Source organism: Marinobacter sediminum (assembly GCF_016820575.1).
GTDB lineage: Bacteria > Pseudomonadota > Gammaproteobacteria > Pseudomonadales > Oleiphilaceae > Marinobacter > Marinobacter sediminum.
Map to the genome: position 1 here is coordinate 650,996 of NZ_JAEMQH010000002.1, position 21,652 is coordinate 672,647.

Consider the following 21,652-nt stretch of genomic DNA (forward strand, 5'->3'; position numbering starts at 1 on the left):
CTCTTCCCTTACGCCGCCTGAGCCACAGCATTATCCTGGGCAACCGCGTCTTTCTGGCGAACGGTCATGTAGGTGTTGTAAGCCATCACTAGCATACCGGTGAGGAAGATGGCGCCACCGATGAACCGAACGAAGTAACCCGGATAGGAAGCTTCCAGTGATTCAACAAAGCTGTAAGTCAGGGTGCCGTCTTCGTTGACCGCGCGCCACATCAGGCCTTGCATGATGCCGTTGACCCACATCGCGACGATGTACAGAACGGTACCGATGGTTGCGAGCCAGAAGTGCACGTTGATCAGGCCAACGCTGTACATGGATGGCAGGCCCCAGAGCTTCGGAACCAGGTGATAAATGGCGCCGATACTGATCATGGCTACCCAACCGAGGGCACCGGAGTGCACGTGGCCGATGGTCCAGTCAGTGTTGTGAGACAGCGCATTCACCGTCTTGATTGCCATCATCGGGCCTTCGAAGGTGGACATACCGTAAAACGACAGGGACACCACCAGGAAGCGCAGGATTGGGTCGGTGCGCAGTTTGTGCCAAGCGCCGGACAGGGTCATCATGCCGTTGATCATGCCGCCCCAGGACGGAGCCAGCAGAATCAGGGACATAACCATGCCTGCGGTCTGGGCCCAGTCGGGCAGTGCCGAGTAGTGCAGGTGGTGACCACCAGCCCACACGTAAGTGGCGATCAGAGCCCAGAAGTGCACGATCGACAGGCGATAGGAGTAAATCGGACGATTGGCCTGCTTGGGTACGAAGTAGTACATCATGCCCAGGAAGCCTGCGGTCAGGAAGAAGCCAACCGCGTTGTGGCCCCACCACCATTGCATCATGGCGTCGGTTACGCCGGCGTAGGCGGAGTAGGACTTGAATGCTCCAGCCGGAAGCGCCAGGTTGTTACCGATGTGCAGGATGGCAACGGTGATGATGAAGCCACCGTAGAACCAGTTGGCCACATAGATGTGCTGGCTGCTGCGCTTCATAACAGTGCCGAAGAAGACCAGCGCGTAGGAAACCCAGACTACTGCAATGGCGATATCGATCGGCCATTCAAGCTCGGCGTATTCTTTCGAGGAGGTAAGGCCTTGGGGCAGGGTGATGATTGCAGCGACCATAATCGCCTGCCATCCCCAGAAGGTAAATGCGGCCAGGCTGTCTGAAATCAGCCTTGCCTGACAAGTCCTCTGGACGACATAGTAGGAAGTGGCAAACAACGCCGAACCACCGAATCCGAAGATGACCAGATTCGTGTGAAGTGGGCGGAGACGACCGAAGTGCGTCCAGGGCATGTCCAGGTTCATTGCCGGCCAGACAAGTTGGGACGCGATCAGAACGCCCATGCCCATGCCTGCAATACCCCAGACCAACGTCATGATGGCGAACTGTCTCACCACCTTGTAGTTGTAAGTCAGGTTTGCATTTACTGTGCTCATAGCCTTACCAATGGGTTTCAAGTGAAAAATATGCGGGCGCAAGTATGGAGAAAGCATGAGCGCTTTGCAATGACTCAGGTCAACTCCAAAACCCTCTGAAAGGCGCCGGAATCAGCAACATGGCACCCCTCGGTGGTCCACCGCAGAGGTCAGTTTGATTGGCGTAGATACCTCTACCTGAGTTGCAATGATAGTTGCTTCAAACCGGAAGGTGAATTAAGTGAATTTGATGAAAACGAAAAGTTTTTGGGCCGAATCCCGTGCGGTTTTGGTTCTGGCTCACGGTGCTGGTGCGCCGGCGGACTCACCGTTTATGGAAGAGCTTGCTCAGGCGCTTGAAGTTAAAGGTATTTCGACGGTGCGCTTCGAATTCCCGTACATGCAGAAACGGCGCGAGGATGGCCGTAAGCGACCGCCCGACCGTCAGCCCCGGTTGCTCGAATATTTTTCTGAGGTGGTTGACCAGGTTCGGCGGGAATTGAATGATGACTGCCTGATGCTGGTCGGGGGCAAATCCATGGGTGGCCGCATGGCAAGCGTGTTGGCCAGTGAACGTTCGGATCTTGCTGGGGTGGTGGGGTTCGGTTATCCCTTCCACCCGCCCGGTCGCCTGGATAAGTGGCGAACGGATCACTTTGCTTCGCTGCATTGCCCTATGCTGGTTGTGCAGGGCACGCGGGACCCTTTTGGGAAGTTTGAGGAGCTGGACGAGTTTCCCGAAACCTGGAGCCGGGTTCAGATTGAGTGGCTAGAGGGTGGTAATCACGATTTCCAACCGCTGGCCCGTCAACAGAGTAGCCAGTCGGCCCTGATTGATGATGCCGCCCGGCAGGCCCGAGCCTTTGTAGACAGGCTGGGCCAGGCTTAGGCCTCGTTGACCGAAGTATGATCGAACACGACAATTCGGTTCCGTCCTTCTGCCTTGGCCCGATACAGGGCCGCGACACCGGCACCGACCGCCCCATGGCGGCCAGATAGAACGCGTTGTAGAAGTAATAAATGGTTCCCGAACTCAAAAACAGCAGCAGGTTGAATGCGCCAAAAAAGATAAGCGCGCCGCTGCTCCTTATCCGCAGCGTGATGGCCTTGTTTTCGGCGTTGGCGAGCGTGACGGGAAGCAGGAAATACCGGTAGTCTGTGCCCCGAAAGTCAAAGGTACGTTGGTCGCCGGTTTCGATCAGGCGATTTGCGCTGCTACCCGACTGCCAAAATGTCACCTCATTAATGAGTGGGTAGTTCAGGATCAATTACCAAAGGCTTCGATAATCGTCCGGATTGGTGACTTTCAGCCGTATCCAGTACGCCAATGGGGTATGGCTGAAGACCAGGTCCTGGCCACCGACGAGGCGCCAGTTCAGTTGCGCTGGCAGCTCGTCGGAAGTTTCTGCGTCATGGGCCGTGTCGCCGGCCCCAAAAAAAAGGTACTGCATGGAACAGGTTGTTGTATTTTGCCGTCCGGGTTTTGAAACCGAGGCCGGTCGCGAGCTGACAGACCGGGCCGCGGAGTCTGGCATCTTTGGCTTCTTTGAGCCGCGGAAAGACTCCGGACTGGTTTGGTTCTCCCTTGGTGGGCCAGAGACCGCTGACGATCTGCTGTCGCGGCTGGAGCTGTCGACGATGGTCTTTGTTCGCGACTGGTTTGTGGTGCTGGCGCGGATCCGGCTGCCAGACCATGATCGAGTGGGGGCCGTGATCGAAGGCCTGAGAAGCGTGGAGCGGGGTTATCCGGGATGCGCCCGACTGGAAGTCAGGTTGCCGGAAACCAATGCCGACGGTGATCTTGGCAAGTTCGCCCGCAAATGGGTGTCACCCCTATCCCGGGGTATGCGTGGAGCAGGACTTCTGAAGGCGGACCAGAACGCGCCGGCGCCAGCCCGCTTTGAAGTGCTGCTGTCAGAGTTCGCGGAGGCGGTCGTTGGGTTCAGCCTGGAAGAAAACCGTGCCCGTTTTGTCAGCGGAATTCCACGATTGCGCCTGCCTGCCTCGGCACCGAGCCGATCCGCGCTGAAGCTTGAGGAAGCCTGGAAGGTATTCCTGCCAGCTGACCAGGAACTGGATTATCTGGGCGGCGGTAAGAAGGCCGCAGACCTGGGCGCGGCACCGGGTGGCTGGACCTGGCAGCTGGTGCGCCAGGGCATGTTCGTGACAGCGGTCGATAACGGCCCAATGAACGAAGAGCTGATGGCCTCCGGTCAGGTTGAGCATGTTGAAGCGGATGGTTACAGCTGGCGCCCCAAGCGGGGCATCGATTGGATGGTATGCGACATTGTCGATCAGCCGAGGAAAACCGCCAAACTGGCGGTCGATTGGTTGGCCGGAGGGCATTGCCGGTACACGGTGTTCAATCTGAAATTACCGATGAAAAAGCGCTATGACGAGTGGCTGATTTGCCGTGATATTATTCATCAGGGGCTGAAAGAGGCGGGCCTTGGTTTTCGATTACGAGCACGCCACCTCTACCACGACCGCGAAGAAATCACCTGTTTTATCGAGCGGATCGGCTAGGCAGAGTTGCGGTACTAGACCGCACTCTGTGCCAGCACCGTGATGGTTTCCTCGCGATCCATCATGGGTACCAGTTCTGACATCAGTTCCCGACGTTCCTCGGAATGGAACCAACGAGCCCAATCGGCCTCGGAGCGCCAGTTCGCCATGGTAATACGATGATTGGGGTCGTGACGGTCACACAGGGTCTCGCCGGAAATAAAACCCGGCGCACTGACCGCTTGCTGGAGAACCTTGCGGGCCCGTTGTTCGTAAGCGTCCTCCAAGGATTCGGCGATATGGCGTTCAATCAATACTCGGATCATGACTCACCTCTATTGTTTTAGTATCTATAAACAATAATTTAGCAGGTTTCCCTGAAAAATCAGGTAAGGCATAGGAGACGTTTTTTTGACAGTACCAGAGTTCGATGCAGAGCTGGATGCGCGGGGGCTGTTTTGCCCGGAGCCGGTGATGATGCTGCACAACCGCATCAACGATGTGGAGCCCGGGCACTTGCTTCGGGTGCTCGCGACGGACCCGTCAACCACCCGGGATATTCCTCGATTCTGTCAATTTCTCGGCCACGAGCTGGTCAATGAGGAAGAGCGGGGCGGAGAGTTTGTATTTCTGATCCGGCGCGGAGAGGCCTGAGAAAATTACACCCCAGTGGCCAGACCGCCCAGGTGGCGCATGAATTCCTCTCGATCCATTTCTCCCAGGATGCGTTGATTCGGCAATTCCTGTCCGTTGCGGCTGTAGAACAGGATGGCGGGCGGTCCGAACAGACCAAGCTCATTGAGCAGGGCCTGTTGAGCGGGTGTGTTGTCGGTTAGGTCAATCTGCAGCAGGGTGTAGGGTGTTAACGCCTGCACGACCTGAGGGTCACTGAACACATTTCGCTCCATGACCTTGCAGGAGATGCACCAGTCGGCATAGAAATCGAGCACCACCGGGCGACTTTGGCGGCGTGCCTCGGTAAGCATGGCGCGGATTTCAGCGGGGGACTCCACGCGCTGAAACGGCGCGTGGCTGGTACCTATGGTCAGCCCACTGGAAGGTACTGAAAGGCTCGAGTCAGCCGTAAAGGGCGTCAGAGGGTTCAGTGGATCTTGGGCTCCGCCCACGGCGCCGGCCAATAACGCCAGACCGTAGGCAAAGAGGACCAGGCCAAAGCCTTTCCGGGTTCGTTCCCAGCCGGCTTTGGCGGCATCGAAAGCGCCAAGCTGAACACCGGTGATGGCCACGAGCAGGCCCCACAACGTCAGTGCCAGCCAGGCCGGCACCAGGCGCTCGACCAGCCAGATTGCGACAGCCAGCAGCATCACCCCGTAAAAGTGCTTCACCGTTGTCATCCAGCGTCCGGTGCTGGGAAGCAGCTTGCGGCCGCCAACGGCAACCAGGATGAGCGGAACACCCATGCCGAGGCCGAGTGCGAACAGGGCGGCACCGCCAATCAGGGCGTCTTGAGTGGTTGAGATATACAGCAGGCTTCCGGCCAGTGGTGCGGATACGCAGGGTGAGACTATCAGTGCCGAGAGCGCGCCAATGCCGAAGATACTGATCATCCGGCCACCGGTCAGACGATGGCTGGCATTGTCCAGCGGTTCGCGAATAGCCCGCGGTAACTGGATTTCAAACAGATCAAACATCGACAGCGCGAACAGGACAAACAGGGCAGCAAACCCACCTAGCACCCAGGGCGATTGCAATTGCGCCTGCAGATTGAAACTGGCCCCAAGCAGGCCAGTCAGGACGCCTGCGGCGGCATAGGTCAGTGCCATGCCCAGCACGTAGCTACTGGACAGCATTAACGCCTGGCCTGAGCTGCGGGTGTTTCGGCCCGACACCAGGGTGGAAATTATTGGCACCATGGGCAGCACACAGGGGGTGAAGGTCAGTCCGAGTCCGAGCAGGAAGAAAACGCCGGCGATGACCAGCGTCGACTGCTGCGACAGAAAGCCTGCCAGGCCTGTGGCCGTGGAAGTGTTCATGTCGGCCGTGGCAGGAGTGTTGGCGCCCGTATTGATACCGCCAGATGCGTTGTCAGGGGTTGTGGCAACGGCAGGGCTCGCGCTGGTATCACTGCCCGGGAAGTATAGGACATCGCGAGTTTGCGGCGGATAGCACAGGCCGGCCTCGGCGCAGCCTTGATAGGTCACTTTCAGTTCGGCTTCCCGGACGCCCTCAGGCAGGGTGACCGGAATGCGCACCTCGACCGGGTCATAGAAAACGGTCACTTCGCCAAAAAATTCGTCGTGGGTGGTTTTCCCGGCGAGTGAAAACTGCGGTTTACCGGTTTCAACGCCCTCGGTGATCGGGGTGACACTCAGCCTGCCCTTATACAGATAGTGACCGGGGGTGACGTCCCAGGCCAGAATCACCGCGCCGTTATCGGTGCTGTAAAGGAATGGCAGTGCTTCATCGACTGGCAGGAAACCATTGTTACTACCACCGAACAGGGAATTGCCGCCTGAACCCAGAGCGAAGGCCGGGCTGGTTACCGTGAGAAGGGCACAGAGAGCCAGTATCAGGGTCAGGGTGAGGCCCTGTCGACCGGTGGGGGGCACTGCGGCAGGTGCTGTCATAGTAAATGTTGGTTCCTGGTTTCGCTCTAAAAGTTAGTTGGCTGCGTTGAAGCCGACTTGGTTCGACATTCTGTTCCGCATCCGATGCCAGTGGACAGAAGCTGGTTCTCAAAGTTCCGCCCTTTCCGTCTCAAAGTTCCCTCTGGTATTGAACGCTGTAAAGTCGCACAATAGCGAGCCAATGAATCACAGTCCAAGAGAGCTTATCATGCTGTTCAATGACCTGTTCCGGGAAAGTCACCGGACAATTCTGGTCAGGGGCGGCGATGAACCCGAGTACAGGCCAGCCGACGGCGACAATGGCCTGGCGCAGATTATTTTCGCACACGGCTATTATGCCAGTGCTCTGCACGAAATCAGTCATTGGTGTATCGCAGGTGAGTATCGGCGCACACTTCACGACTATGGTTATTGGTACTGTCCGGATGGCCGCACAGCAGAACAACAACGCGCGTTCGAGCAGGTTGAGATTAAGCCCCAGGCGCTGGAGTGGTTATTTTCGATAGCGGCGGGTACCCGGTTTCACATCAGTGTGGATAACTTGTCTGGCGATGGCGCAGCCAACGAGCAGGCGTTCAGGCAGGGTGTAAGAGCTCAGGCAAGCCATTACCTGACACACGGTCTGCCACACCGCGCTGGCTTATTGTTGGACGCACTGAAAACCTTTTACGGAACTACCGACACGCATGCCATTAACTGGCATCGCGATGCCGAGCGCATCGCACCGTCAACGTCCGCTAAGAACTCCTCAAGGAAAACTGAGACTGTATGACATCTGAACCCAAGCACACTGGCGACCTCCGGTTCCAGGACCTCAATCTGGACCAGAAGCTTCAGGACGCCATCTCGGCGATTGGCTTTGAATACTGCACACCGATCCAGGCAGAAACCCTGCCATGGACCCTGGCTTGCGAAGATCTTATCGGTCAGGCCCAAACCGGCACCGGTAAGACCGCCGCCTTTCTGATTACCGCTATCCAGGCGCTGCTCGAAACCCCGATTCCGAAAACCGACCGGTTCGCTTCCGAGCCCAGGGTACTGGCCCTGGCGCCCACCCGCGAGCTGGCCATGCAGATTGCCAAGGATGCCGAACAGTTGTGCCAGCACACCGGCCACAATGTGGTTACGGTTGTCGGCGGCATGAACTACGACAAGCAGCGGGATCAGTTGCAGAACAAAGTAGTGGATATCCTGGTGGCGACACCGGGCCGTCTGATCGATTTCCTCGGCTCCCAGGACGTGTTCCTGGATCAGCTCGATATCCTGATCCTGGACGAAGCCGATCGCATGCTGGACATGGGTTTCATCCCGGACGTCAAGCGGATCATCCGCAAGTGCACAGCGAAGGAAAACCGGCAAACCCTGCTGTTCAGCGCAACCTTTAACCAGGATGTGTTGAACCTTGCTTCCATGTGGACCCAGAACGCTGAGTTTGTGGAAATTGAGCCGGAGCAGAAAACCGCCGAGCGTGTGGAGCAATCGGTTTATCTGGTGGGTGAGGATGAGAAGCTGCCGGTGCTGGTGAATTACCTCAAGCGCCCGGAAGTGGAAAAGGCCATTGTCTTCGCCAACAGACGGGATCAGTGCCGGGATCTGGAAGAAGACCTGCGGAACCAGGGCGTAAAAGTATCGTTGATGTCAGGTGAAATCGCTCAGAACAAGCGATTGAAGACCCTGGATCAGTTCAAGAAGGGCAGTATTCAGGTCTTGGTGGCCACGGATGTGGCCGGTCGTGGTATCCACGTCAACGGTGTGACCCACGTTTTCAACTACAATCTTCCCGACAATGCTGAAGATTATGTGCACCGCATTGGTCGTACCGGGCGCGCGGGTAAGCACGGGGTGTCGGTCAGTTTTGCCGGGGAGGACGATTCCTTTGCCCTGCCAGCGATCGAAACCTATATCAGCCAGAAACTGAATACCACCGTGCCGGACGAGGCATTGATGACGCCCATGGAGAACCCGCCGATTACCCGGAAGCGGGGTCGGCGTCCCCAGAGCGGCGGTCGGGGTGGTCCCGGTGGAAGAAATCAGCGCCAGCGAAGGAACTGACAGGACCGGACGACATCATGTTGATCGTAGCTGACGAAAACATCCCATTACTGGATTCCTTCTTCGGAGAAATCGGTGAAATCCGCAGGGTCTCGGGCCGCACCATGACGGCCAGCGATGTCCGGGACGCCGAGGTACTGCTGGTCCGCTCGGTGACTCGCGTTGGGCCTGAGCTGCTGGAAGGCAGTAAGGTCCGCTTTGTAGGCACGGCGACCATTGGCACTGATCATGTCGACGAGGAGTGGCTGGCGCGCAACGGCATTCGTTTTTCTGCCGCGCCCGGTTGCAATGCCAACAGTGTGGCGGAGTACGTGTTGTCGGTGCTGTCAGTGCACGCCGAGCGGCGCGGACTGACGGACTGGACCCGGCTGAGTGTTGGCATTGTCGGCGTTGGCAATGTTGGCAGCGAGCTGGCCCGCAAACTTGAGCGGCTTGGCTTCGATGTGCGCCTGTGTGACCCGCCCCGCGCCGAACTTGAGGATGAATCTGATTCCCAGTTCGTATCCCTGGAAGAAGCTCTGACTTGCGATGTTGTTACGTTGCATACCCCGCTGACCCGAAATCAGCCTCATGCTACCCATCACTTGGTGGGTTCCGATGAGCTGGAAGGCCTGTCGGCCGACCAACTGCTGATCAATGCCGGACGGGGCGAGGTAATCGATAGCCAGGCCCTGAAGACCCGATTATCTCAAGCCAACGCACCGGCGGTGGCGCTTGATGTCTGGGAAGGTGAGCCCGCGATAGATCCGGAGTTGGTAGAGCGAGTCTGGCTGGCGACTCCGCACATCGCCGGGTACAGCCTTGAAGGTAAAGTGCAGGGCACTGAGATGATTTACCGCGCCCTGAGCCGTTACCTGGGCTTTCCGGTTCGCAAGCAGGCAGGGCAATTTTTGCCTGAGCCGGCATTGAGCAAGGTGTCCTTCACCAGTGCCGCGGACGAAGACGACGCGATTAAAATCGCATTGCGGGCTTGTTACGACCCGCGCCAGGACGACGCCCGGTTGCGGATAGCGATGCAGGGCTCAGACCAGGAGCGGGCTGCTGCGTTCGACCAGTTGCGCCGGGATTATCCGGTGCGCCGGGAGTGCTCCAGCTTGAAAGTACAGTTGAAGGGCACCAGTAAATCGCTGCAAGACAGCTTTCGGGCCATCGGTTTTAAACTGAAAATCTGATTGATCAATGACCCGTAAAAAAGCCGGGGCAAATGCCCCGGCTTTTTCGTTTAGAGTTGCGCCTGCTTAAGGGCCTGAATCCGGTCCTCCAAGGGTGGGTGGGTCATGAACAGGGCGCTCAGTCCACCCCTGGCGCCCCGGTTAATGCCGAAGGCCTGCAGCGTGTCCGGCATTTGATCCGGTATCTCGCTTTCCTGTTTCAGTCGGGCGAGTGCGCTGATCATGGCCGATCGCCCGGCCAGCTGTGCGCCAGCAATGTCCGCCCGGTATTCCCGCCGCCGGGAGAACCAGAACACAATGGTGCTGGCCAGAATGCCCAGAACGATTTCGGCGGCAATGCTGACCACGAAGAAGCCGATGCCGTGGCCATTCTCGTTCTTGAAAATGACCCGGTCGACGAACGAGCCGATGACCCGGGATGCGAAGATCACGAAGGTGTTCACCACCCCCTGGATCAGTGCGAGGGTAACCATGTCACCGTTGGCCACGTGGCCAATTTCATGCCCCAGGACTGCGCGGATCTCGTCTTTGTTAAATCGGTGCAAAAGCCCCTCGCTGACTGCAACCAGTGCATCGTTCTTGTTCCACCCGGTGGCGAAGGCGTTCGACTGTGAGGCCGGGAAAATGGCTACATCCGGCATGCCGATGCCGGCATTCTTGGCCAGATCTGCCACCGTCTCCATCAGCCAGCGTTCTGCCGGCGTGCGCGGAGACTCGATGATCTTGGCCTTGGTGCTCCATTTCGCCATGGGCTTTGAGATCAGCAGCGAAATGATGGCGCCGGCAAAGCCGAAGACTGCGGCAAACGCCAGCAGCGGTCCGTACTGAATGCCGTACTGGGAAAGGTAGCTGTCGACGCCAAGCAGTCTTAGCGTAAAACTCGCGACCAGAATGACCGCAAGGTTGGTGGCCAGAAACAACAGAATCCGCATATTAATTCCCTGAGTTATCTATCGAACACTTTGAAGCCGTGCCTAAGACCGGAATATAGGGTCTCAGTTCACGGCTTCAATGCCTGCCGCTGGATTTAACCGTTGCGGTCAGCAAAAAAGGTGGCTTGAACGATTTGACTGATGCGCCCGGAATGGCCGGATTTAAGTGCCCTGCGAATCAGATGGATGTAGGTCGACAGGTCCTGCTGGACCGACGCGGGCAGGTGCCCTTCGGTCGGCTGGGGCGACGGCGCCACCAACTGGTTCAATGACGCCGGCGCGGGAGCACTCAGCCGAACGAACGCGGCATGGCTGAGCACTGCCTGGTCCAGGGCCTCTTGCCGGATGGTGTCCACATAGCGCAACAAACCCTCTTCCTGTAGCCACAGCAGTGCTCCAAAACAGGCCATGTGGCGTTTGCTGTGCAGTCCGAACTCGTCCGGCTCATCCGGGCCGGCAATGTCTTCGACGAACAGATTGACCCGGCGGGGAAAGGCGCCATAAAGCTGGACCAGCGCAATGGCGACGTCCTTGTAGAATTCCTCAACGTGAATGTCAGCCATGAACAACCTTATTGCTGATAGTTACCGAGGAAGCGACCCAGGCGCAACATGGCGTCGTCGAGGGCGTCTTCGCGGGGCAGGAATACAACCCGCAGGTGCTGCTTGTCGTCGATGTTGAACGCCGAACCCTGAACCAGCAGGATCTTTTCCTGCAACAGCAGGTCCAGCACCAGCTTCTCGTCGTTTACGATCGGGAAATGTTTGGGGTCCAGTTTCGGGAACAGGTACAGAGCGCCCTGTGGTTTCACACAGCTCACGCCGGGGATGTCATTGAGCATGCGCCATGCGGTCTCACGTTGCTCGTACAGCCGTCCTCCCGGGGCCACCAGATCGTTGATCGACTGATAGCCGCCCAATGCGGTCTGGATGGCCAGTTGCGCCGGCACGTTGGCGCACAGCCGCATGTTGGAGAGCATCTCGATGCCTTCGATCAGGTCGGTGGCCCGATGCTTGGCGCCACTGATAATCATCCAGCCCGAGCGATAGCCCGCGGCCCGGTAGTTTTTCGACAGGCCGTTGTAGGTGAAAAACAGCACGTCATCGGCCAATGCGGCGGTGGACACGTGCACCGTGCCGTCGTAGAGGATTTTGTCGTAGATTTCGTCAGACAGCACGATCAGGTTGTGCTGGCGTGCCAGCTCGATCACCTGTTCCAGCAGCTCCCGGGTATAAACGGCCCCGGTAGGGTTGTTCGGGTTGATCAGGACAATGGCGCGGGTCCGGCGGGTAATCTTTTTCCGAATATCGTCGATGTCCGGAAACCAGTTTTGCTGTTCATCGCACCGGTAGTGTACGGGTTTGCCACTCGACAGGGTGACGGCGGCCGTCCAGAGCGGGTAGTCCGGAGCTGGAATGAGAACCTCATCACCGGTATTCAGCATCGCCTGCATCGACATCACAATCAGTTCGCTGACGCCGTTGCCCAGGAAGATATCGTCGATGTCGACCTTGTCGATGCCGCGCTGCTGGCAGTAGTGCATGACCGCCTTGCGCGCCGAGAACAAGCCCTTGGATTCCACGTAGCCCTGGGCCTGGTGCATGTTGTAGATCACGTCCTGCTGGATTTCCTCGGGAACGTCCAGCTCGAACGCGGCAGGGTTGCCGATGTTCAGCTTTAGTACCCGGTGACCTTCCTCTTCCAGCCGACGCGCTTCCCGCAGAACTACGCCACGAATTTCATAGCACACGTTATCCAGCTTGGCGGATTTGTAGTAGTTCTGCATAAGGCCCAGGTTTCCTTGGTCTGAATTCGTAAAAATAAAACAGTCAGTTAATGGCCCTTCATTCTAGCGGAGCGAGGGGCGGCGGCAACAGGGAAATTATGATGAATTGTGGCGGGTTAAGGCAGATTTAGCGGTTAAACCTGACGTTCTGTTTCAGGTTTTGGGGCCGGACCCACATCCATGTCTTGGCTTTTCAATAAAAATTGTGCACAATTTAATTTCGAAAAATTAAAACCAGCAATGGCGAAGGAGACTGTTGTGCCAGCAACTAGCGTTTACGACTTTACCGCTCGCGACATCAAGGGCAACGAAAAGAGCTTGGCGGATTACCGTGGCAAGGTGCTTCTGATCGTGAATACAGCCAGCAAGTGCGGGTTTACGCCTCAGCTCGAGGGTCTGCAGGGCCTTTACTCGGAACTTGGCGAGCGGGGTTTGGAAGTGCTTGGCTTTCCCTGCAACCAGTTCCTGAACCAGGATCCGGGCAATGACGACGCCATCAGTGAATTCTGCAGCCTGAATTACGGCGTGGATTTTCCGATGTTCTCGAAGATTGAAGTGAATGGCGATGGCACCCATCCGCTTTACCAGTTCCTGAAGAGTGAGGCCAAGGGCCTGATGGGATCGGAAAAGGTGAAGTGGAACTTTACCAAGTTCCTGGTTGGCCGGGATGGTCAGGTGATCCGGCGCTACCCACCCACGGCCAAGCCGCAGGAAATCCGCAAAGACATTGAGAAGCTGTTGTAGCCATGAACAAATCGGACGACGCACTGTCGCTCGACAACCAGGTCTGTTTTGCCCTCTATGCAGCTAATCGGGCGGTAACTGCCCGATACCGGCCGCTGCTGGCAGATTTGGACCTGACTTACCCCCAGTATCTGGTGATGCTGGTGCTCTGGGAAGAAGGGCGGGTTGGCGCGCTGACCCGGGTGTCTGATCTTGGTCGTCGATTGCGGCTGGATTCGGGCACCCTGACACCGCTGCTGAAGCGGCTTGAAGAGCGTGGGCTGCTGAATCGTCAGCGCATCAGCCAGGATGAGCGGGTGGTAACTCTGGCCCTGACCGACGCCGGCTGGGCGTTGCAGAAGCAGGCCCGGTCCGTGCCTCAAAAGTTGCTCTGCGGCGTGGCGCTCCAGCCGGAAAGGTTGCAGGCCCTGCGCCAAGAATTGCGGGCGGTGCTTACGGCTCTCGAAGGCGAGGCGGGGTCCAGCGATTGATGGCTGCGCGCAGTTCTTCACGCTTGTAAGGCTTGGTGACGTAGTCGTTCATTCCGGCCGTGATGCAGTCGTCCCGATCGCCCTGCATCACGTTAGCGGTCACGGCAATAATCGGAACCGCTTGCCAGTCCGAGTGCTGCCGGATTCTCCGGGTTGCTTCGTAGCCGTCCATAATTGGCATTTGGCAATCCATCAGGATCAGATCAAACTCTCCGGCTATCATGGCATCCAGCGCACGCTGCCCATTTTCGGCGCTCTCGACTGTGTGTCCCAGCTTCTTCAGAATGCTACTGGCCACCAGTTGGTTAACCTGGTTGTCCTCCACCAAAAGAATCCGAAGCGGTTGAGTGGGCTGCTCCGGTCCAAGTGCGTCTGGGCTTTGCAGCGCCGGATCGCTGCCGAGGATACCAACAGCCCGGCACAGACAGCGATAGAGTTCGTCCCGGCGCAGGGGCAGGGAAAGGATTGGATGGTCGGATTTCCCTTGCGCCGAAATGCCCAGTGAATCAGCCAGAATCAGCCCCGCCCCTTGCCAGTTTGCGGCCTGCACCGCACCTTCGATACCGTCTTTTCCTATCAGTGTGATCAGGATTCCCTGTTGTTCTGTACCCGTCTCCCAGACAGGAATTTGCCAGGCCTGAAGTTGGCGTTCGATGGCAGGCCAGTGCGGATTGTCGGCCGGAATCGCCAGGGTAACGCCAATTTCCACGAGTCCCTTGGCAGCCTGGGGCAGTTGATCCGGGCTACTGTCTTCGTGCATGGGAAGCGGCACGGTGACGGTAAAGTGGGTGCCGCGACCCTCGGTGGAATCCACCACGATCCGGCCGTGCATGCGTTCAACCAATTGCCGGCACAGGGTCAGCCCGAGCCCGGTGCCGCCATACAGCCTCGTAGTGTCGGCATCAGCCTGGGAAAACGGTGAGAATATCTTGTGCAGACCCTCGGTGGACATGCCAATGCCGGTATCAATGACGTCCAGCCTCAGCATGCCAGCGGAATAGGCGGCCTTAATGAACACGGAACCCTTGTCGGTGAACTTGATTGCATTGCTGAGCAGGTTGTTAAGAATCTGGCGTGTCCGGGTTGGATCGCCCAGGAAGCTCTCCGGCAATTTGGGGTCGATTTCGTTCACCAATTCAATGCGTTTTCGCCGGGCCTGTTGGGCGTGCAGGGTAGATGCTTCTTCAATCAGGTTGCGCAGATTGAAGGGGATGTTCTCCAGGCTCAGTTTGCCGGCTTCCACCTTGGAAATATCGAGGATGTCATTCAGCAGACTAAGTAGACTTTCGCCGGCACTGAAGGCAACCTCAAGGCGGTAGCGTTGGCTGGAATCAAGCTCGCCTTCCAGGGCGAGCCCCAACATGCCCAGCACGCCATTAAGTGGTGTGCGGATCTCGTGGCTCATGCTGGCCAGGAAATTGGCCCGGGCTCTGGCCCTGCGCACGGCATCTTCCTTAGCCTTGATCAGAGCTCGGTTGCTGCGCTGGAGGGCGTCGTTTTTCTCCGATATCTCACGGGTGCGATCGTCAACCTCTCGCTCAAGCTGGGAGGAATAATCCTTCATCGCACTTTCGGCGGAGCGCAGCTGGGCCAGGCTGGAATCCATGGTTTCCAGGTGTCGGTTGATAATGCCCACCATGGTGCCAATTTCGTCCTGCTGATGGTCCGCCGGAACGGGTAAGCGGGCCTTTTCCGGTGAGTTGGCCTGCACCTCGCCAAGGGCATTGATCACGTTCAGCATCGGCCGGGTCAGCACCAAATAGAAAATACCCAGCAGGGCGGCGGTGAGGGCCAGGCTTTTGAGCAGGCCGCTGATCAGCGTGTAGGTGGCCCGTTCGAGAAATTGAAGGCCGTAGTGATAGGTGTCGATGGTGACAATGAGCCGACCGAGAGGAAGATCCTCAAGCTGTGGCACCCTCAATTCCTGGCTGAATGTCCGGTTGGGTTCAAACAGCAGATCGCTGGCCCAGCGGTAGGGGGAGTCCGGGCTGCTCTGGCTGGCAGCGGCCATGGTTTGATTGTCGTTGTCGATGATTCTGGCGTCGGTGGTCGCCGGGTGGCGCAGCAGGCCATCCAGCAGCTCTTCAGCGAGGCGGACGTCGATGTTGTAGGCAATCTGGGAAGCCGGACTGACGCTGATGTCGATCAGTGCGTGAACGTCTTCTTCCATGGCGGCACGGGCGTTGAAGTAGTCGATGGTGATCTGGATGAGGTTAAGCACCAGTCCCAACGCCATGGCGATCAACACCGTATCCCGGGTCAGCCGGAAGGAAAGACGCTTTCTGAAGCCATTGATCACGAGTACATACTGTCCCTGTGTCAGGGCAGCGCCCGCTGCCCGAGTGTCAAAGCCGTCACTTGTCGTAGTCGGCCTTTTTCTTCCATTCCTCGTCGTGCAGGAAGGTGTCCCATTCTCGATCCAGCTTCGCCTGAGACTCGGTATGTGCGGTGTCCTTTCCTTCCACAATCAGGGCTTCCAGTTCTTTGATCCGGATCCGGAAACTTTTGACGGCTTTCATAGCCAGCGGATTGTCTCGGGACTTGCCCATTTCAGTACTGGCCAGATGGTAAGCGTGAATGGCTTTTCGGATCTCGTTCTGACGGACGTAATCCCTGGCCTGAAACATGTGCAGGTCAGCGTGGGTCTTGTGGACCAGAAACAGCACAAATTTGAGGTTCTTCTTAGCGGTTGCGGCATCCAGCCTGCCGCTTTTGTGCATGTCTTCGATCATTTTGAACAGATTCTGCAGCAGTTCCTTTACGTAGGTAGCCTTTTCCGGCGTATCGATTTTCACCGGAGACCGGGTGTCCTGCTTGGCCTGAATCTGCTCTTTCAGCTGCTGCGCCGCTTCTTGCCATTTTTTGACCGGAAGATCCGACTTGAGACCTGCCAGCTGAGTGCATGCTTCTTCCATGCGTTTGATCAACAGCAGTTTCAGATCGGACGTCAGGTATTGCCCGGGAATTTCCGACAGCAGTCGGTTGGCTCGGTTGTAGGCATCCTGCTGTTTGGTGATCTTTCGGGCACGTTCAATGCGGGCTTTCTCGCGCATCTGGCTTAACACGATCAGGAAGATCGACACCGCCACGACGGCTGCCAGTATTATTACAATGGTGGTGGTATCCATTAGATCTGTGGTGGCTCCGGCTTCAGTTTGAGAGTTAGCTGGCGCATTGCCCCGCCTCAAGTTACCGATATTATTCAGCAAGAGTCTCAAAGACTAGCAGAAATACCGTAGTCAATCCGTTGCGAAATGTGAATGATGAATTCATCCATTGATTACGTGAATTTTGATCTCCTGTATATTGCTTCGATGAATGGAGGGTAAGGCCTTTTGTTCGATGTTTTTTGATGTACGACTTACCCGGAGTTGCCCATGGATATTTCCCGCGTTGACCTGAACCTGCTTGTATACCTGGACGTTCTGTTGCGGGAACGAAACGTCACCAAGGCTGCCAACCACCTTGGTATTACCCAGCCGGCGATGAGCAACGGCCTGCGACGCTTGCGGGATCTGTTCGGTGATCCTTTGCTGATCAGGACCAGTGAGGGCATGACGGCCACCGAGCGAGGCCGTGAGCTGCAACCCCTGGTGCGTGGCATCCTGTCGGATATTGAGCAGGCAGTGCAGGAGAAAACCCCGTTTTCAGCGCTGGAAAGCCAGCGGGTCTTCCGTATTATGGCCAGTGATTACGCCGAGTCCTGCCTGATGCCCCGGGTGTTACGCCGGATTCGCCAGGAAGCCCCGCACGTCACCCTGGATGTGTTGACACCCAGTGACGTCAGCTTTCTGGACGTGGAGCAGGGCCGGCTTGATATGGCGATCAACCGGTTCGACAAAATCCCCCAGTCATTTCACCAGAAAACCCTGTGGACCGAGTATTTCGCCTGTCTGATGAACGCCCGTAATCCGATTCTGAAGGCGCCGTTCACGCTTGATACCTATCTGGATGCGAGCCACATCTGGGTCAGCAAAACCGGGTTTGGAGTCGGTGTCGGGGTCAATCCCAAGGATGTGCAGCGCTTGGGTTGGGTTGATGAGGCGCTTTCTCGGATGGGTCGTAAGCGCCAGATCTCCGTGTTTACCCGGCACTACCAGGTGGCGATGCTGCTGGCTGAGCAGCACGACTTGATCGCCACGCTGCCGTCCCGGGCGGCATGGCTGCAGAAGGATAATTCGAATCTGGTGGTAAAAGTGCCACCTTTCGAGATCCCGCCATTTGAGCTAAAAATGGCCTGGAGCCCGCTGCTCCAGCACAACTCGGATCACCAGTGGTTACGTAAGCTGATTGCGGAAGTTGCCAGTGACGTGGATCAGGAGTTCGCGCCATTTGGTGCCCAGTTCGAGTCTGCCGAAAGCCCCCAGGCCCATCACTCAGAGCGGTAGCTCTCTCAGTTCCAGTGAGCTTCGACCTGCCTCCCACATGCGCTGGAAATTCTCGGCCAGCAGTTTGACCCGGCCGGGGTCGGAGAATTTGGCATAGCCCTCCGGTTTGAAGAAGTCATGCCGATAGACGAGCCCGTCACGGTCGGCCAGCATGAATGGCTGATCTTCCACCGGATAGTCCTGGCTTACCAGTCTCAGTTCAATCCGGCTTGGCAGTCGCCGCATCAATTCCACCAGCTTATGTCTGCGCTTTACCAGCGGGCTGTCATCGTGGATCAGCAATCGCACTTCGCTAAGCCTGTGCCGGCGGGCGAGGGCGGAGATCAGTTCGCGAAAACGATGACGGTCATAGAGGTTATGCTCAAGCACGCGATCGTAAAGCCAGAGCCGCTGTCGGGCCTGGCCGGCCACGGAGTCGATCAGGTCGAGCATGCGATTCTCGACGGAGAACAGCCAGGTGTCGGAGTCTTCGCCGAGAATCATCGATGCTGTCCGCTCTTCCAGCGCCTCTGAGAGCAAGGCTGGCGCCAGGCAGCGCATATCGAAATGGCTGATGCCGGCGTCGTCGTAGCGGTCGGAGCAGACGTGAAAGCCGGAGCGCTGGTAGAAGGGGATGGCGTATTCCTGCGCCGAGAGCCGGATCTCGTGGTAGTCACCGGCGGCTTCGGTGATCAGGTGGCGCAGCAGCGCCTCCCCAATGCCGCGGCCCCTGAACCCGGGAAGAATCGCCATACGGCCGATGTGCGCAGTTTCACCCAGGGTGGAAAATAGCCGCGCTGTGCCTACGGGCGTGTTATCCGGCAGCACCGCGAGATAGTGGTCGGCAATCTCGTCGGTATCGTCCCACTCCATCTCCGGTGGCACCTTTTGTTCGTCAATGAACACACGTTGGCGGATGTCATGGATATGACCCGGAGCCAGTTGCCAGCTGTACTTCCTGAATTTCACTCTCATGGCGACCAACTATTCGAAGTAGACCGATCCCTGATTATACAGCGTGCACAGCAGTCCGAGCAGGGCTTCGTCATCGGTGAATTGCGCCAGGCGATCGGCATCAATGTAGGCACCGGCGCAGAGCAGGGGTGCCATCGGGCGAGCATCACCTTTCAGCAGATACTGCTCGCCGTCCACGAACAGCGCCGTATCGTCGTCAAAATCGTAGTAAGCAAAGCGGGAGCCTTCGTTCCAGCGTAGCTGTTCTCCGGCCTGAATGGCCGTGGCCAGCTCGTTGGGTGACGCCGGCTCCTCGGCGGGAACGACAATGTCCATGCTCTTTGGCGCGGTGGCGTACTGGCCGAACCAGAGTGAGAGCTTTCGACGATCTCCCAGTTTCTCACGCAGCAGGTCGTCCAGGGTGTCGATCACGGCGGGTTGGATGGTGCCGGGGTTGTCCTGAACCTGAAGGTCCGGATCGCCCAGGTGCTCGCTGGCGTCGGCCTGGCTGCACAGGAAGTCGGTGAAGCCGGTCAGCACGTCATCAACAGTGGGGGCCCGGAAACCAATGGACAGGGTGATGCAGTCGTCGACGGCGACCCCGTGGTGGCCAACGCCCGGGGGCAGGTAAAGCATGTCGCCCGGTGCCAGGGTGACGGTTTCCTCACCATCCCAGCTGCTGAGGATGCGCAGGGGGGTGCCTTCTACCCGTGGTGATGCCTGGTCACAGTGTCCACCGAAAGTCCAGCGGCGTTCACCCTGGGCTTGCAGCAGGAACACGTCGTACTGATCGTAGTGCGGGCCCACGCTGCCGCCCTTGGGGGCGTAACTGGCCATGATGTCATCAAGGCGCCAGTTGGGTACAAAGCGGAAATGTTCCAGTAGATCTGCCACCTCGGGAACCCAGTGGTCGAGACCCTGCACAAGCAGGGTCCAATCCTGCTCTGGAAGCTGGCTGAAGCGTTCGGGCGTGAACGGGCCATTGTGCAACTGCCAGGGTTTGCCATTGTCATTTTCCAGGACAATGCGGGATTCCACGCCCTCTTCGCAAGCCAGTCCGGCCAGTTCCTCGGGACTGACCGGAGAGGTCAGCCCCGGAAACGCCTGGCGGATGACCAGCGGTTTTTTCTGCCAGTAATCCCGCAGAAATTCAGAGGCGGTCAGCCCACCGAGCATATCCATGCCTGTACTCCAAGTTTCAGATGTTGCGTGCCTGATCGACAGCGTTGCCAATATAGCCGCCCGGTGTCAGCGCCATTAGCTCGTGCTTGGCGGTGTCGGGAATATCCAGGGACTGAACAAAGCTCTGGATGACTTCCGGCGTCATGGCCTTGCCGCGGGTCAGGGCCTTGAGTTTCTCGTACGGCTTTTCAATGTTGTACCGGCGCATCACAGTCTGGATCGGTTCTGCCAGAACTTCCCAGGCGTGATCAAGGTCCTCGTCCAGGCGGGCCGGGTTGATTTCCAGCTTGCCCAGTCCTTTCAGTGTCGCTTCGTACGCGATCAGGCTGTGGGCAAAGCCGACACCCAAGTTACGCAGCACGGTGGAGTCGGTCAGGTCTCGTTGCCAACGGGAGATCGGCAGCTTGGCGGAGAGGTGGTTGAGCAAGGCGTTGGCAATGCCCAGGTTGCCCTCGGAGTTCTCGAAGTCAATGGGGTTCACTTTGTGAGGCATGGTGGAGGAGCCCACTTCACCTTCCACGGTCTTCTGCTTGAAGTAGCCCAGGGAAATGTAGCCCCAGATATCGCGGTCCAGATCAATCACGATGGTATTGAAGCGCGCGACCGCATCGTACAGCTCGGCGATGTAATCGTGGGGTTCGATCTGGGTGGTGTACGGGTTCCAGTCCAGGCCCAGGCTTTCAATGAACTCACGGGCGTTGGCGGCCCAATCAATCTCGGGGTAGGCGGACAGGTGGGCGTTGTAATTGCCGACAGCACCGTTGATCTTACCCAGCAGTTCGACGGCGCGAATCTGCTTTACCTGGCGACGCAGGCGGTGCACCACGTTCGCGAATTCCTTGCCAACGGTGGTCGGCGAGGCTGTTTGACCGTGGGTGCGGGAGAGCATTGGCTGTTCAGCGTGTTCCTGCGCCAGTTCACCCAGTTTGTCGACAACCCGATCCATGGTGGGCAGCAGGCCATGATCAAGGCCTTCGCGCAGCATCAGTGCGTGGGACAGGTTGTTGATGTCCTCGGAGGTGCAAGCGAAGTGAACAAACTCTGTCACCGCGTGCAGTTCAGGGAATTCAGCAATCTGTTCCTTGATGAAATACTCGACGGCTTTGACGTCGTGATTGGTGGTGCGCTCGATATCCTTGATGCGCTGGGCATCTTCGAGGTTGAACTCGCTGACCAGCTTGTCGAGGAACGCATTGGCTTCGGCGGAGAACGCCGGAACCTCGGTAACGCCCGGGTGCGTGGCCAGCTTCTGGAGCCAGCGGATCTCGACGGTTACCCGGTTCCTGATCAGGCCATACTCACTGAAAATGTCTCGGAAGACGCTGACTTTGCTGCCGTAGCGTCCATCGACCGGGGAAATGGCGGTCAGGGCGGTGAGTTCCATCGAAAACCTCTCAAATCGTTAACGGATCGGGACAAAAGAAAATTAGGGGCGCGTATGATACACCAGCGCCGCGCCGGACGCAGTTGTCTGGGAACTGT

The 21,652-nt window shown here is 57.7% G+C and carries 21 protein-coding genes and 1 pseudogene; 9 read left to right on the forward strand and 13 right to left on the reverse strand.

Going from position 1 to position 21,652, the window contains the following annotated elements:
* Positions 1-8: 8 nt before the first annotated feature.
* The gene (gene ccoN / locus FGO67_RS09815) at positions 9-1,439 is read right to left on the reverse strand and encodes a cytochrome-c oxidase, cbb3-type subunit I (protein WP_203300529.1); all 1,431 of its coding nucleotides are present in this window, start codon (positions 1,437-1,439) and stop codon (positions 9-11) included.
* Between the two features lie 229 nt (positions 1,440-1,668).
* Here ccoN and FGO67_RS09820 point away from each other — a divergent pair, with 229 nt between their 5' ends.
* Positions 1,669-2,307, forward strand: coding sequence for an alpha/beta family hydrolase (locus tag FGO67_RS09820; RefSeq protein WP_203300530.1), 639 nt, complete (start codon positions 1,669-1,671; stop codon positions 2,305-2,307).
* Positions 2,308-2,494: 187 nt separating this feature from the next.
* On the opposite strand, the pseudogene FGO67_RS17095 reads toward FGO67_RS09820, so the two are convergent.
* Both FGO67_RS17095 and FGO67_RS09825 read right to left on the reverse strand, forming a co-directional pair.
* Positions 2,495-2,686, reverse strand: a pseudogene (locus FGO67_RS17095) (7TM-DISM domain-containing protein); the annotation flags it as partial.
* The gene (locus FGO67_RS09825) at positions 2,687-2,869 is read right to left on the reverse strand and encodes a hypothetical protein (protein WP_203300531.1); all 183 of its coding nucleotides are present in this window, start codon (positions 2,867-2,869) and stop codon (positions 2,687-2,689) included.
* Between FGO67_RS09825 and rlmM the strand changes: the two genes are divergently transcribed.
* Positions 2,868-3,944: a 23S rRNA (cytidine(2498)-2'-O)-methyltransferase RlmM gene (rlmM, locus tag FGO67_RS09830; protein WP_203300532.1), complete on the forward strand. Its 1,077-nt coding sequence runs from the start codon at positions 2,868-2,870 to the stop codon at positions 3,942-3,944. The two genes, FGO67_RS09825 and rlmM, sit on opposite strands and share 2 nt — an antisense overlap.
* Before the next feature lie 14 nt (positions 3,945-3,958).
* On the opposite strand, the gene FGO67_RS09835 is transcribed toward rlmM, so the two are convergent.
* On the reverse strand, positions 3,959-4,249 hold the full coding sequence (locus tag FGO67_RS09835) for an antibiotic biosynthesis monooxygenase family protein (RefSeq protein WP_203300533.1): 291 nt from the start codon (positions 4,247-4,249) through the stop codon (positions 3,959-3,961).
* Positions 4,250-4,334: 85 nt separating this feature from the next.
* On the opposite strand from FGO67_RS09835, the gene tusA reads away from it, so the two are divergent.
* A complete protein-coding gene (gene tusA / locus FGO67_RS09840; protein WP_203300534.1) occupies positions 4,335-4,577 on the forward strand; it encodes a sulfurtransferase TusA in 243 nt (80 codons plus the stop codon).
* Between the two features lie 5 nt (positions 4,578-4,582).
* Here tusA and dsbD read toward each other — a convergent pair whose 3' ends face one another.
* Positions 4,583-6,511, reverse strand: coding sequence for a protein-disulfide reductase DsbD (dsbD, locus tag FGO67_RS09845; protein ID WP_203300535.1), 1,929 nt, complete (start codon positions 6,509-6,511; stop codon positions 4,583-4,585).
* A 208-nt stretch (positions 6,512-6,719) separates the two neighbouring features.
* On the opposite strand from dsbD, the gene FGO67_RS09850 reads away from it, so the two are divergent.
* Genes FGO67_RS09850 through pdxB form a run of 3 tightly spaced genes read left to right on the forward strand, consistent with a single transcriptional unit; the run spans position 6,720 to position 9,735 of the window.
* Positions 6,720-7,283: an elongation factor P hydroxylase gene (locus tag FGO67_RS09850; RefSeq protein WP_275297935.1), complete on the forward strand. Its 564-nt coding sequence runs from the start codon at positions 6,720-6,722 to the stop codon at positions 7,281-7,283.
* On the forward strand, positions 7,280-8,563 hold the full coding sequence (locus tag FGO67_RS09855) for a DEAD/DEAH box helicase (RefSeq protein ID WP_203300537.1): 1,284 nt from the start codon (positions 7,280-7,282) through the stop codon (positions 8,561-8,563). The genes FGO67_RS09850 and FGO67_RS09855 overlap by 4 nt, the downstream gene beginning before the upstream one ends.
* A gap of 17 nt (positions 8,564-8,580) precedes the next feature.
* A complete protein-coding gene (gene pdxB, locus FGO67_RS09860; protein WP_203300538.1) occupies positions 8,581-9,735 on the forward strand; it encodes a 4-phosphoerythronate dehydrogenase PdxB in 1,155 nt (384 codons plus the stop codon).
* 50 nt (positions 9,736-9,785) lie between these two features.
* Here the strand turns inward: pdxB and htpX are convergent, their stop codons facing one another.
* The 3 genes from htpX to FGO67_RS09875 all read right to left on the reverse strand — a co-directional run bounded on the left by htpX (position 9,786) and on the right by FGO67_RS09875 (position 12,453).
* Entirely contained in the window at positions 9,786-10,667 is an 882-nt protein-coding gene (htpX, locus tag FGO67_RS09865; protein ID WP_203300539.1) for a protease HtpX, read from the reverse strand.
* Positions 10,668-10,762: 95 nt separating this feature from the next.
* Positions 10,763-11,230, reverse strand: a complete 468-nt coding sequence (locus FGO67_RS09870; RefSeq protein WP_203300540.1) for a hypothetical protein — start codon at positions 11,228-11,230, stop codon at positions 10,763-10,765.
* 8 nt (positions 11,231-11,238) lie between these two features.
* Positions 11,239-12,453, reverse strand: a complete 1,215-nt coding sequence (locus FGO67_RS09875; RefSeq protein ID WP_041338138.1) for a pyridoxal phosphate-dependent aminotransferase — start codon at positions 12,451-12,453, stop codon at positions 11,239-11,241.
* A 258-nt stretch (positions 12,454-12,711) separates the two neighbouring features.
* Between FGO67_RS09875 and FGO67_RS09880 the strand changes: the two genes are divergently transcribed.
* Both FGO67_RS09880 and FGO67_RS09885 read left to right on the forward strand, forming a co-directional pair.
* On the forward strand, positions 12,712-13,197 hold the full coding sequence (locus FGO67_RS09880) for a glutathione peroxidase (RefSeq protein WP_420844504.1): 486 nt from the start codon (positions 12,712-12,714) through the stop codon (positions 13,195-13,197).
* A 2-nt stretch (positions 13,198-13,199) separates the two neighbouring features.
* A complete protein-coding gene (locus FGO67_RS09885; protein ID WP_203300542.1) occupies positions 13,200-13,667 on the forward strand; it encodes a MarR family winged helix-turn-helix transcriptional regulator in 468 nt (155 codons plus the stop codon).
* Here the strand turns inward: FGO67_RS09885 and FGO67_RS09890 are convergent.
* On the reverse strand, positions 13,630-15,966 hold the full coding sequence (locus FGO67_RS09890) for an ATP-binding protein (RefSeq protein WP_203300543.1): 2,337 nt from the start codon (positions 15,964-15,966) through the stop codon (positions 13,630-13,632). The two genes, FGO67_RS09885 and FGO67_RS09890, sit on opposite strands and share 38 nt — an antisense overlap.
* 55 nt (positions 15,967-16,021) lie before the next feature.
* Positions 16,022-16,795: a hypothetical protein gene (locus tag FGO67_RS09895; protein ID WP_203300544.1), complete on the reverse strand. Its 774-nt coding sequence runs from the start codon at positions 16,793-16,795 to the stop codon at positions 16,022-16,024.
* A 249-nt stretch (positions 16,796-17,044) separates the two neighbouring features.
* On the opposite strand from FGO67_RS09895, the gene FGO67_RS09900 reads away from it, so the two are divergent.
* On the forward strand, positions 17,045-18,055 hold the full coding sequence (locus FGO67_RS09900) for a LysR family transcriptional regulator (RefSeq protein WP_203300545.1): 1,011 nt from the start codon (positions 17,045-17,047) through the stop codon (positions 18,053-18,055).
* Here the strand turns inward: FGO67_RS09900 and FGO67_RS09905 are convergent.
* Genes FGO67_RS09905 through purB form a run of 3 tightly spaced genes read right to left on the reverse strand, consistent with a single transcriptional unit; the run spans position 18,044 to position 21,554 of the window.
* Positions 18,044-19,009 (reverse strand): GNAT family N-acetyltransferase, encoded by a 966-nt coding sequence (locus tag FGO67_RS09905; protein WP_203300546.1) that lies wholly within the window; start codon positions 19,007-19,009, stop codon positions 18,044-18,046. The genes FGO67_RS09900 and FGO67_RS09905 overlap by 12 nt on opposite strands.
* 9 nt (positions 19,010-19,018) lie before the next feature.
* Positions 19,019-20,170 (reverse strand): cupin domain-containing protein, encoded by a 1,152-nt coding sequence (locus tag FGO67_RS09910; RefSeq protein WP_203300547.1) that lies wholly within the window; start codon positions 20,168-20,170, stop codon positions 19,019-19,021.
* A gap of 16 nt (positions 20,171-20,186) precedes the next feature.
* Positions 20,187-21,554, reverse strand: a complete 1,368-nt coding sequence (purB, locus tag FGO67_RS09915; RefSeq protein ID WP_203300548.1) for an adenylosuccinate lyase — start codon at positions 21,552-21,554, stop codon at positions 20,187-20,189.
* Positions 21,555-21,652 lie beyond the last annotated feature (98 nt).